This window comes from Celeribacter indicus, from assembly GCF_000819565.1.
Taxonomy (GTDB): domain Bacteria; phylum Pseudomonadota; class Alphaproteobacteria; order Rhodobacterales; family Rhodobacteraceae; genus Celeribacter; species Celeribacter indicus.
Map to the genome: position 1 here is coordinate 914,220 of NZ_CP004393.1, position 10,781 is coordinate 925,000.

Here is a 10,781-nt window from a genome sequence, read left to right on the forward strand (position 1 = left end):
GGGGGCATGCGCCATGTCCGCCTTCAGCAAGAGAGCCGTTCGGTTGTCCCTCGCCGGTCTGGTGCTCTGCGTGGCGGCGGCTGCCCTCCTCGGGGTCGCGCGGGAGTTCCTGCGCGGCCCCGACCCGCGTTATGTGCCGGCGATGGCGGAACATGCGGTGGTGCTGCCTGACGGGCGCCGGATCTTCGTCCAGAAATACGAGGTCACGGTCGCCGAATGGAGCGCCTGCCACGACAGCGGGGCCTGCGCGCTCGCCATCCGCGCACCGGCGGGCGCCGATCCCGCGCTCACGCCCGCGACCGGGGTGAGCCATGTGGACGCGATGCAGTACCTGGAGTGGATCAATGGCCGCAGCCGCCATGCGTTTCGCCTGCCGACGCTTTCGGAATGGGAGCACATGGCGAGGGAGGTTCTCCCCGAGGCGCCGGAGCCGATCTTCACCGATCCGGCGCTCAGCTGGGCCTCGGCCTATCTGACCGAAGGCCTGGCGCCCCGGCGGCTGCGGTCGAGCGGCAGTTTCGCCGTAAGTCCGGAAGGGGTCGCCGATCTCGACGGGTCGGTGTGGGAATGGACGTCGGAATGTTTTGCCGGCGACGGGGGCGTGGTGCCCGGTCCGGACCGGTGCCCGGCCTTTTTCGTCGGCGGGGAGCATGTCGCGGCGATCCCGTTTCTTGTGCGCGATCCCGCGCGCGGGGGCTGTGCCGTCGGCAGCCCGCCCGCCCATCTCGGCCTGCGCCTCGTCACCGACGCCGCCGTGAGCGACTGAGGCAGGGGGAGCCGTGGGCGCGGGGTAGCGGGTCCGGCAGCGCGGACTCACATGGGCGGGCCGAAGGCTGCGAGCTTCTCCCCCCGCAGCCTTGCATAGCAGCCTGTCACGAGCAGCGTCAGCGTGGCGGCGCCCACCAGCGGATAGGCCAGGGCTGCGACCTGGAACGGCATGCCGATGGCGCCGCCCGCGATGGAGAAGGCGGCTGCGAAGAGGACGGAAATGAGTGTCTGACCAAGGACCATGAGCCTTTTCCTGTCTTTCTGTCGGAGCGATGTCGGTATCGGGACGCCAGGTGCCGATCACAGGGCGAATATGGCCGCCAAAGGTTGAGACCGGGTTAATCGCGGCGGAAATCGAGAAAATGACGTTACGGCACATGATGCCAGAGGGGAGGGGAAAGGGGCGCCGGGACCTTGGGAGACCGCTCTTGCGGAGCGAAACGGTCAGGAGCGGCGCGATTCGGGATGGCCGGACCGGGTGCCGGACGCCTCGGCGTCCGAGGACGTGTCGCGGGGCCGGGATTTGCGTCTGCCCAGCCGCGCCACGGCGAGCACCACCGCCAGCGTCGTGCCGGCGAGGAAGGTGCTCACAGCGTAAATCAAGAGGATAGCCCACCAGGAATAACCGAGGAACACGGCGACCAGCGCAGCAATCGCGCCTACGCAGATCGAGAAGATAATGAGACCAAGCAGCATAACGTCACCAGATTTACGCCTGAATCGTTTAACAGGCGTCAAATATATGCGATTTTCACATCCTTTCTTATGTCGTCGATCTCCATTTGTTAACCATATTTAACATCCGCTTATCCGCCGGAGCATCAGACCCCGTCGGAAGGAAGGGTTACTCCGGGCGCGGCTCCCAGGGCGTCGTGAACTGCCCGAGCACCTGTTCCACGCGATCGGCCTGCGTCAGCGTCTGCGGATCGAGCTGTGCCACGAGGCCGCGTTTCTTGTCGTCGATGACGGAGACGACACGCGTGGAAAGTCCCGCCTTCTCGAGCGCATCGTCGTAGACCCGCGTGATCGCCCGCTTGCGCAGGTCGGGCTTGAAGACCTTGCCCACCGCCGTCTTCGGCAACTCGTCGAGGATCTCGATATGTTTCGGGATCGCGGCGCGTTCGTGGATGTGGATCTTGGCGTAGGCCATGAGCTCCTCGGCGGTCACGGAGGCGCCGTCGACGAGTTCCACATAGGCGCAGGGCAATTCGCCGGCATGGGCGTCAGGCTGTCCGATCGCGCCGGCGAAGGCGACGGCGTCGTGGCCGGAGAGCGCCTCCTCGATCTCCGCCGGGTCGATATTGTGCCCGCCGCGGATGATCAGATCCTTGGCACGTCCGGTGATCCAGAGATAACCGTCCGCGTCGATCCGCCCGAGATCGCCGGTCCGCAGGTAGACGTCGTGGTGGAACAGGTCGTGATTCTTGTCGCGCTCGGTATAGGTCGAGCCTTCGAAGACGCCGGGGCTGTCGATGCAGATCTCGCCGACCTCGTCCACGCCGCATTCGACCGGCCCCTCGGGTGTCTTGCGCAGGATCTTGACGTCGGTATGCGGGAAGGGAATGCCGACGGAGCCGATCTTCTTCCGTCCGCCGACCGGGTTGACGGAGACGAGACAGGTCGCCTCGGTCAGTCCGTAGCCCTCCACGATCTCGACGCCCGCGGCTGCCTCGAACCGCTTGTAGAGCTCGACGGGCAGGGGGGCGGAACCGGAGAAGGCCATGCGCACGGTGGAGATGTCCGCGTCCACCTTGCGCTGCATCATCGCGGAAATGGCGGTGGGCACGGTGATGATGAAGGAGATCTTCCACCGCTCGCAGAGTTTCCAGAAATTGTCGAACACGCCCTCGCCACGGTAGCCCGCCGGGGTCGGATAGACGCCGTGTGCACCGGAGGCGAGCTGGCTCATCACGATCACCTGGCAGGCGAAGACGTGGAAGAGCGGCAGGGGGCACATGATATTGTCCCGCTCGGTGAACAGGAGCGTGCCGCCCAGCCAGCCGTTGTAGATCATGCCGGAATACTTGTGCTGCGCCACCTTCGGCATGCCGGTCGTGCCGCCGGTGTGGAAGTAGGCCGCCACGCGGTCCTGCTGCACGTCCTCGAAGGTCAGCCGGTCGCCCGGATGTTTCGCAAGCTCGGCGTTGAAGTCGAGCAGATCGGCGTGATGGGCGAGGGCTGTCGGGTTCTTCGGCCGGATGAGGGGCACGATCCAGCGTTTCGGCGGTGTGAGGTAGCGCAGGAGATCGACCTCGAGCACCGTCCCCACGTTCGGCGCGTGGCGGACCGCCTCGGCGACCTTCTGGGCGACGTCGCTTTTCGGGAAGCTCTTCAGCGTGACGACGATCTTCGCATTCGTTTCCCGCAGGATCGCCGCGATCTGCTCGGGTTCCAGAAGCGGGTTGATCGGGTTGGCGATCCCCGCGACCATGGCGCCGAGGAAGGTGAGCAGCGTCTCGTTGGCGTTCGGCATGATATAGGCGACGACATCGGTCTCGCCGATGCCGAGGGCACGGAACATGTTGGCGGCCTGCGTCGTCCTGAACAGCGTCTCGCGCCAGCTCAGCGTCTCTGCCCTGTCTCTGGGGCCGGAGGTGATCTGGTAGGAAAAGGCGGGGCGGTCGGGAAAGGCCTCGGCCGTCTTCTTCAGCCGCGCATAGATCGTTCTGGGAACGTCGCGCGCCTCCCACGGCATCTCTGCGTCGATGGCATTGCGCGCCTCGAGCGAACTGAAATCCTGTGGCATCTGCTCTTCTCCTCCCCTTGCCGCGTCAAGGCCTTGCGGCCCGGCGCGTCTCCTGCGGGATATCTTCCCCGCAATCCGGGGCCGGTTCAAGACTGCGCAGAGGGCCCCGAACGCAGCGTCACCGCGCGCCGCCGCGCGGCCGACGCCACGTCAGCCGAAAGGGCGGTCTCCTGCGCGCTGTGGACGCGGAGGCCCTGCCGGACTAGGGTTTGCCTACCCTTGGACGACCGAAGGAGGAGCGGGGCGATGCGCGAAGTGGTGATCAGCGGGACGGGTGTCTTCACGCCGCCGCATGCGATCTCGAACGAGGAGCTCGTGGCCGCATTCAATGCCCATGTCGATCTGTTCAACGCGGAACACGCGGAGGAGATCGCGGCGGGAACGATCCGGGCCAAAGGGCATTCCTCCGCCGATTTCATCGTCTCCGCCTCGGGGATCGAAAGCCGCTACGTGATGGACAAGGCCGGCATCCTCGATCCGGCGCGGATGTGTCCGACCTATCCGCCGCGCCCGGACGAGGCGCCGTCGATGATGGCGGAGATGGCGCAGGACGCGGTGTCACAGGCGCTCGCGATGGCGGGCGTGGCGGCCGGGGAGGTCGATCTGGTGATCTGCGCGGCCTCCAACATGGAACGCGCCTATCCGGCGATGGCGGTGGAGATCCAGAACCTGATCGGCGCGGGGGGCTTTGCCTTCGACATGAACGTGGCCTGTTCTTCGGCGACCTTCGGCATCCAGGCCGCGACGGACATGATCCGCACCGGCTCGGTCACCCGTGCGCTCGTCGTCTGTCCTGAGATCACCTCGGGCCATCTCGAATGGCGGGACCGGGATTGCCATTTCATCTTCGGTGACGTCTGCACAGCCGTACTGCTCGAGGCGGGGGAGGTCGCGGCACGGCCCGCCTTCCGGGTGCTCTCGACCCGCTGCGCCACGCAGTTCTCCAACAACATCCGCAACAACAACGGCTTCCTGCGCCGCGCGCACGATCAGATGGAGGACCGGCGCGACATGCAGTTCATGCAGAACGGGCGCAAGGTGTTCAAGGAGGTGCTGCCGCTGGTGTCCGCCCATATCGCGCGGCATATGGAGGAGGAGGGGATAGCGCCCGAGGATCTCAAACGGCTCTGGCTGCATCAGGCCAACAAGTCGATGAACGACTATATCGGGAAGAAGGTGCTTGGACGGACGCCGGAGGCAGGGGAGCAGCCGAATATCCTCCAGGACTACGCCAACACCTCCTCGGCAGGCTCGATCATCGCCTTCGCGCAGCATTCCGACGGGCTTGCGCCGGGAGACAAGGCGCTGATCTGTTCCTTCGGCGCGGGCTATTCGGTCGGGTCGGTGGTGGTGGAAGCCTGCTGAGCGGGCTCCGTTTCCGCCCAAAGCTCGAGAAGTGCCGCCCGCGCGGCGCCCGGCGCGCCGCTGAGATCGAAGCCGAGCGCCCAGCTCTCGCACATCAGGAGCGCCGCCGCCTCGAACGCCTCTCCGGCCAGGCGCCGGTATTCGGGGCCCGGCCAGCCGTGCAGGTCGGAGGCCACGGTGGTCATCAGGAAACCGAGTGTGAGCGGATCGAGATCGGCGCGCTCGCGCAGAAGGCCGCGCAGAACCACACCCGGCGCCTCGCCGTCCACCAGAAGACGCTGTGCAAGGGTTTCCTCGACGCGTTCGAGATCGGAACTCGTGACCACCACTGCGACCCGTTTCTGCACCCTCGTTCCTGGCGGGCGAGGCCGACGCCCGTCGCGTGGAATCGTAACGGTTTCCGGTGGCGGGCCAAACAAAAAATACGTTGAAATGTCCCGGATCGGGAGGCGCGACGGTCGTGTTGCGGGCGCGGGACGGGAGACGGCCTGCGCGTCGGCAATGACAAGGGGCCTTCGCAGGCGAGGGCCCCTTTTCCGGCGGTCTGGCCGCTCAGGCGGTGGTATCTTGCGGAATGCGCAGGACCTGGCCGGGGTAGATCTTGTCCGGATGGCTCAGCATCGGCTTGTTCGCCTCGAAGATCTCGGTGTAGCGCGCGCCATTGCCCAGCGTCTTCTCCGCGATCGCCCAGAGCGTGTCGCCCTTCCTGACCTCGTGGAAACGTGGTTCCGTGCCCGGAACGCTGTCCTCGACCGCGGCGATTCCCTCGACGTTGCCGACGGCGAGGATGATCTTTTCCTTTTCCTCCTGGGAGGCCGCATCGCCCGACAGCTTCACCGTGTCGCCGTCCACGTCGAGTTTCAGCCCGTCGGCCTTCAGGCCGAGCGCCCTGATTTCGGCAAGCAGGTCATCCTCGCTCGGCTTTGCCGCCTCGCCCTTGGCGACCTTCTTTCCCGCGCCCTTGAGAAAACTGAAAATGCCCATCTCCCGGTTCCTTTCGTCTGGAGGGTCCGGGAGAGAGTATCCGAGGTTTGCGGCGCGAAAGATACGGCGAAAACGCTGCGCTCACTCCCCGTTGGTGAATTGCAACCTGGCAAGGCGTGCGTAGAGCCCGCCCTCCGCGACGAGGCTTTCATGCGTGCCGGTCGCGACGATCTTGCCGTCCTCGAAGACGAGGATGCGGTCGGCCTTCTTCACCGTGGCGAGGCGGTGGGCGACGATCAGAGTGGTGCGGCTGCGCGCCATGTCCTCGACCGCGTGCTGGACCGCGCGTTCGCTTTCGGAATCCAGCGCGGAGGTCGCCTCGTCCAGGAGCAGGATCGGTGCATCGCGCAGGATCGCACGGGCGATGGCGATGCGCTGTTTCTGACCGCCCGAGAGCATGATCCCGCGCTCGCCCACATAGGAGGCGTAGCCGTCGGGGAGTTTCGCCAGGAATTCGTCGGCCGCGGCGGCCTTCGCGGCGGCGATCACCTCCTCGTCGGTGGCGTCGGGGCGGCCGAAGCGGATGTTGTCGGCGGCGGAGGCGGCGAAGATCACCGGGTCCTGCGGCACGAGCGCCATCTGGCGGCGGAAATCGGCGCGCGCCATGGCGGAGACGGGAATGCCGTCGATCTCGACCACGCCTTCCTGCGGGTCGTAGAAGCGTTGCAGGAGCTGGATGATCGTCGACTTGCCCGCGCCGGAGGGGCCGACGAGCGCAACGGTCTCTCCCGGCGCGACATCGAAGGACACGCCGTCGAGCGCGGCATGGGCCGGGCGGGAGGGATAGAAGAAGCGCACGTCGCGGAAGCGGATCTCGCCCTTGGCCGGCAGGGGCAGCGGCACCGGGTCGGCGGGGTCCTTCACCGGGTCCTCGGAAGAGAGCAGTTCGACGAGCCGTTCGGTGGCGCCGGCGGCGCGTTGCAGCTCGCCCCAGATCTCGGACAGCGCGCCCGACGCGCCCGCGACCATGATCGCGTAGATCACGAACTGGACGAGCTCGCCGATGGTCATCGCGCCGGTGCGCACGTCGCGCGCGCCGATCCAGAGCACGCCGACCACGCCGGAGAAGATCAGCGCGATCACGATCACCGTCATCGCGGCGCGGGTCCGGATCCGGGTATGGGCGGAGGTGAAGCTCTTTTCCGTCACGGTGTCGAAGCGCGCGGACTGCGGCGCCTCGGCAGTGAAGGCCTGGACGGTCTGCGCGGACAGGAGCGCCTCCGAGGCGGTGCCGGAGGAGGAGGCGATCCATTCCTGGTTCTCGCGCGAAAGGCTGCGCAGGCGGCGGCCGAGCACGATGATCGGCACGATCACGACGGGGACGATCAGCAGGACGAGGCCGGTCAGCTTCGCCGAGGTGACGAGCATGAGGACGAGACCGCCGAGCATGATGAGCGCGTTGCGCAGCGCCACCGAGATCGAGGAGCCGATCACCGACAGGATCAGCGTGGTGTCGGTGGTGATGCGCGACAGGACCTCGCCGGTCATGATGCGTTCGTAAAAGGCGGGCGACATGCGGATCATCCGTCCGAAAACCGCCTTGCGGATATCGGCGACCACGCGTTCGCCCAGCCGGGTGACGAGGTAGTAGCGCAGCCCGGTGCCGAGGGCGAGCAGCCCGGCGATCAGGAGGGCGGCGCCGAAATACTGATCGAGCAGCACCACGCCCGCTCCCTGGAAGCCGTCGACGACGCGCCGCACGGCGATCGGCAGGACGAGGGAGATGCAGGCGGTGAGCACGAGCGCGGCAAAGGCCGCGACCATCAGCTGTCGATAGGGGCGGACGAACGGCCAGAGCTTCCCGAGGGCCCCGATGCGTTTCGATTTCTCGCGCTCGGCGGCGTCTTGAAGCGTGCGGTCTGCGGCCATGTCCCTCGTGTCCTCGTGCCCTGGGTCGCAAGACTGATAGACGCCGCACCCGTTTCATGCAACCGCCGCGGGGCGCGGCGTTTCGGCCCGCCTGCGTGATCTATCTGGTTGCATCACGAACCGTGATATGTTGCATTGTGAACATGCTCTGCCGGAGCCCGTCCCTCACGCCCTCGCGGCACCCCACGGAAACAGAGATGCCATGGATGCGGAGGGGCGCCCGATCCTGCTGTTGCGGGCGTTGCGGGCCAGCGTGGAGAAATCGCCCAATTCGGGGTGGTGACCGGTTTCGGGGTAGGGAGCTGCGGACCGGAGTACTCACACGAAGTAAGCGGGGGTCCCCCTCATGAACTCACTGAAACTCGCTGCGGCCAGCACCATCGCCATCGCAGCACTCGCCGGCGGCGCATCGGCTCAGGACGCGTGTGGCGACCTGAAGGTCGCGGAATTCAACTGGGCATCGGGCGAGCTGATGGCCAATGTCGATGCGATCATCCTCGAGGAAGGGTTCGACTGCGACGTCGAACTCGTGAACGGCGGCACGAACACGCTGTTTGCGTCGATGGACGAGAAGGGCGAGCCGCAGATCGCGCCGGAACTCTGGGCCAATGCGGTGCGCGAGCCGCTGGCGAAAGCCGAGGAGGAAGGCCGCCTCGTGACGCTGCTCGACGGGCCGATCACGGGTCTCGGCGAGGGATGGTGGGTCTCCCCTGCCTTTGCTGAGGCGCATCCTGAGCTCGACACGGTCGAGAAGGTGCTCGAGCATCCCGAGTATTTCCCCTATGCCGAGGACCAGAGCAAGGGCGCCTTCATGGGATGCCCGTCCGGCTGGGGCTGTCAGCCCGCGAACGAGAACATGTTCCGCGCCTACGATATGGAAGACAAGGGCTGGGTGCTGGTCGATCCGGGCTCCGCGGCAGGCCTCGAGGGCGCCATCGCCAAGGCGGCCGAGCGCGACGAGTTCTGGTTTGGCTATTACTGGAACCCGACCGCCGTCATCGGCAAATACAAGCTCGTGCCGCTCGAGTTCGAGGCGGAATGGGCCGGCGAGGAAAACTGGGACGGCTGCATCGTGAAGTCGCCTTCCGAATGCGCCGATCCGCAGCCCTCGAGCTGGACCCAGTCCGAGGTGAAGACGGTGGTGACCGCCGACGTCGAGGAGATCGCGCCGGAAGGCGTGCTCGACTACCTCACCGCGCGGGTCTTTCCGGGCGAGGTGATGAACGAGATGCTCGTCTACATGACCGAGAACCAGGCAACCGGTGAGGATGCCGCCTTCGAATTCCTGGCGAATTACGAAGACGTCTGGACCGGCTGGGTGAGCCCTGAAGTCGCGGAAAAGGTCAAGGACGCGCTCTGACCGCGCCGCTGACCTGAACTGACAGGGGCCTGCAATGACCTGTTGCAGGCCCTTCGTGCATGTGAAAGGACCATCCAATGCTGGAGTTTTTCACCGAATTCCCTGAACTGGGGCGGAGCGACCTCTCCGCTTTCCGGCAGGGGATCGACGAAGGGTTTCGCGCCTTCTCGCGCAATTACGGCGCGGCGCTCGAGGCCTTCTTCAATCCCCTTCTGAAATTCCTCGTCTGGTTCGAGGACGTTCTGATCGACGCGCCCTGGCCGCTCGTCATCCTCGTGATCGCCGCGCTCGCCTGGTTCGGGTCGCGCAGCTGGAAGATCACCGCGGGCGCAATCGTCTCGCTGCTGCTGATCGGCGTCTTCGGGATGTGGGAAGACACCATGTCCACGCTGGCGATGATCACCGTGGCAACGATCCTCTGTATCGCCATCGGCATTCCCATCGGGATCTTCATGTCGCGGTCCAATCGTGCGCAGTCGATCATCACCCCGGTGCTCGACGTGATGCAGACGATCCCCTCCTTCGTCTATCTCATCCCCGTCGTCATGCTCCTGGGCATCGGCAAGGTGCCGGGTCTCATCGCCGTGTGCATCTACGCCATTCCGCCCATCGTGCGCCTGACCAATCTCGGCATCCGCCTCGTCGACCGCGACGTGATGGAGGCCGCCGACAGTTTCGGTGCCTCCTCGCGGGAGAAACTCTTTGGCGTGCAGATCCCGCTGGCGCTCCCGAATATCTTCGCGGGCGTGAACCAGACGATCATGATGGCGCTGTCCATGGTGGTCATCGCCTCGATGATCGGGGTGAGGGGGCTCGGGACCCAGGTGCTGCGCGCCATCGGCAACCAGTATCTCGCCCTCGGCCTGATGAACGGCCTCGCGATCGTCGCCCTCGCCATCATCTTCGACCGCGTGAGCCAGACCTACGGCAAGCGTTTGCAAAGCTACCGGGAGGCCCGCCATGACTGATGCGACCCAGTCCGGGGAGGAGGTGAAGGTCTCCATCCGCAACCTCTACAAGATCTTCGGCAGCGATCCGATGCGTGCGCTCGAAGAGGTGAAGGCCGGCATGACCAAGGCCGAGCTGATGGAGCACAGCACCCATGCGCTCGGGCTCAGGGATATCAATCTCGATATCCACGCCCGCAAGCTCCAGGTCATCATGGGTCTGTCGGGCTCCGGCAAGTCGACGCTGATCCGCCACCTCAACCGGCTGATCGAGCCCACCGCGGGAGAGATCTGGGTCGACGGCGAGGATGTGCTGGCGATGGACGACAAGGCGCTGCGCGACCTGCGGCGTTTCAAAATGTCGATGGTGTTCCAGAAATTCGGCCTCCTGCCGCACCGCACCGTGCTCGAGAATGCGAAATACGGGCTCGAGATCCAGGGCGTTGAAAAGGCCGAGGCGGAGACGCGGGCGCGCAAGTGGCTCGACCGCGTCGGGCTTTCGGGATTCGAGGGGCAATATCCCAACCAGCTTTCCGGCGGCCAGCAGCAGCGCGTCGGTCTCGCCCGCGCGCTCGCGACGGATGCGGAGATCCTGCTGATGGACGAAGCCTTCTCCGCGCTCGATCCGCTCATCCGGACGGACATGCAGTCGATCCTGCTCGAACTCCAGGAGGAGCTGCACAAGACGATCATCTTCATCACCCACGATCTCGACGAGGCACTGCGCATCGCCGACCGGATC

The 10,781-nt window shown here is 65.8% G+C and carries 11 protein-coding genes (1 of these 11 only partly in view); 5 read left to right on the forward strand and 6 right to left on the reverse strand.

Annotation, left to right across the window (positions count from 1 at the left end):
• Nucleotides 1–43: 43 nt before the first annotated feature.
• Complete coding sequence (locus P73_RS04670) at nucleotides 44–766, forward strand: formylglycine-generating enzyme family protein (protein ID WP_245629232.1); 723 nt, start codon at nucleotides 44–46, stop codon at nucleotides 764–766.
• Nucleotides 767–813: 47 nt separating this feature from the next.
• Here the strand turns inward: P73_RS04670 and P73_RS04675 are convergent, their stop codons facing one another.
• From P73_RS04675 to P73_RS04685, 3 genes are all read right to left on the reverse strand, one after another.
• Nucleotides 814–1,011 (reverse strand): hypothetical protein, encoded by a 198-nt coding sequence (locus P73_RS04675; protein ID WP_043868679.1) that lies wholly within the window; start codon nucleotides 1,009–1,011, stop codon nucleotides 814–816.
• Between the two features lie 201 nt (nucleotides 1,012–1,212).
• A complete protein-coding gene (locus tag P73_RS04680; RefSeq protein WP_043868680.1) occupies nucleotides 1,213–1,464 on the reverse strand; it encodes an NfeD family protein in 252 nt (83 codons plus the stop codon).
• A 148-nt stretch (nucleotides 1,465–1,612) separates the two neighbouring features.
• A complete protein-coding gene (locus tag P73_RS04685; RefSeq protein ID WP_043868681.1) occupies nucleotides 1,613–3,514 on the reverse strand; it encodes an acyl-CoA synthetase in 1,902 nt (633 codons plus the stop codon).
• Nucleotides 3,515–3,760: 246 nt separating this feature from the next.
• Between P73_RS04685 and P73_RS04690 the strand changes: the two genes are divergently transcribed.
• Nucleotides 3,761–4,879 carry a beta-ketoacyl-ACP synthase III gene (locus P73_RS04690; protein ID WP_043868682.1) on the forward strand — a complete coding sequence of 373 codons (1,119 nt, stop codon included), beginning with the start codon at nucleotides 3,761–3,763 and terminating at the stop codon, nucleotides 4,877–4,879.
• Here the strand turns inward: P73_RS04690 and P73_RS04695 are convergent.
• The 3 genes from P73_RS04695 to P73_RS04705 all read right to left on the reverse strand — a co-directional run bounded on the left by P73_RS04695 (nucleotide 4,843) and on the right by P73_RS04705 (nucleotide 7,732).
• Nucleotides 4,843–5,226: a hypothetical protein gene (locus P73_RS04695; protein ID WP_043868683.1), complete on the reverse strand. Its 384-nt coding sequence runs from the start codon at nucleotides 5,224–5,226 to the stop codon at nucleotides 4,843–4,845. The two genes, P73_RS04690 and P73_RS04695, sit on opposite strands and share 37 nt — an antisense overlap.
• 205 nt (nucleotides 5,227–5,431) lie before the next feature.
• Entirely contained in the window at nucleotides 5,432–5,863 is a 432-nt protein-coding gene (gene lysM / locus P73_RS04700) for a peptidoglycan-binding protein LysM (protein ID WP_043868684.1), read from the reverse strand.
• A gap of 81 nt (nucleotides 5,864–5,944) precedes the next feature.
• The gene (locus P73_RS04705; RefSeq protein WP_043868685.1) at nucleotides 5,945–7,732 is read right to left on the reverse strand and encodes an ABC transporter transmembrane domain-containing protein; all 1,788 of its coding nucleotides are present in this window, start codon (nucleotides 7,730–7,732) and stop codon (nucleotides 5,945–5,947) included.
• A 346-nt stretch (nucleotides 7,733–8,078) separates the two neighbouring features.
• On the opposite strand from P73_RS04705, the gene P73_RS04710 reads away from it, so the two are divergent.
• From P73_RS04710 to P73_RS04720, 3 genes are all read left to right on the forward strand, one after another.
• Nucleotides 8,079–9,092 (forward strand): glycine betaine ABC transporter substrate-binding protein, encoded by a 1,014-nt coding sequence (locus P73_RS04710; protein WP_043868686.1) that lies wholly within the window; start codon nucleotides 8,079–8,081, stop codon nucleotides 9,090–9,092.
• A gap of 77 nt (nucleotides 9,093–9,169) precedes the next feature.
• Nucleotides 9,170–10,060: an ABC transporter permease gene (locus tag P73_RS04715; RefSeq protein ID WP_139267133.1), complete on the forward strand. Its 891-nt coding sequence runs from the start codon at nucleotides 9,170–9,172 to the stop codon at nucleotides 10,058–10,060.
• On the forward strand, nucleotides 10,053–10,781 hold the 5' portion of the coding sequence (locus tag P73_RS04720) for a quaternary amine ABC transporter ATP-binding protein (protein WP_043868687.1). The gene runs 339 nt beyond the window's last position; 729 of the gene's 1,068 nt are visible here — the first part of the coding sequence; its start codon is at nucleotides 10,053–10,055; the stop codon falls past the right edge of the window. The genes P73_RS04715 and P73_RS04720 overlap by 8 nt, the downstream gene beginning before the upstream one ends.

What these genes read in the sequence shown, in the direction of transcription:
- P73_RS04690 (WP_043868682.1), top strand. Translation starts at nt 3,761, where the DNA reads ATGCGCGAAGTGGTGATCAGCGGGACGGGTGTCTTCACGCCGCCGCAT.
- P73_RS04685 (WP_043868681.1), bottom strand. Translation starts at nt 3,514, where the DNA reads ATGCCACAGGATTTCAGTTCGCTCGAGGCGCGCAATGCCATCGACGCA.
- P73_RS04675 (WP_043868679.1), bottom strand. Translation starts at nt 1,011, where the DNA reads ATGGTCCTTGGTCAGACACTCATTTCCGTCCTCTTCGCAGCCGCCTTC.
- P73_RS04715 (WP_139267133.1), top strand. Translation starts at nt 9,170, where the DNA reads ATGCTGGAGTTTTTCACCGAATTCCCTGAACTGGGGCGGAGCGACCTC.
- lysM (WP_043868684.1), bottom strand. Translation starts at nt 5,863, where the DNA reads ATGGGCATTTTCAGTTTTCTCAAGGGCGCGGGAAAGAAGGTCGCCAAG.
- P73_RS04680 (WP_043868680.1), bottom strand. Translation starts at nt 1,464, where the DNA reads ATGCTGCTTGGTCTCATTATCTTCTCGATCTGCGTAGGCGCGATTGCT.
- P73_RS04705 (WP_043868685.1), bottom strand. Translation starts at nt 7,732, where the DNA reads ATGGCCGCAGACCGCACGCTTCAAGACGCCGCCGAGCGCGAGAAATCG.
- P73_RS04710 (WP_043868686.1), top strand. Translation starts at nt 8,079, where the DNA reads ATGAACTCACTGAAACTCGCTGCGGCCAGCACCATCGCCATCGCAGCA.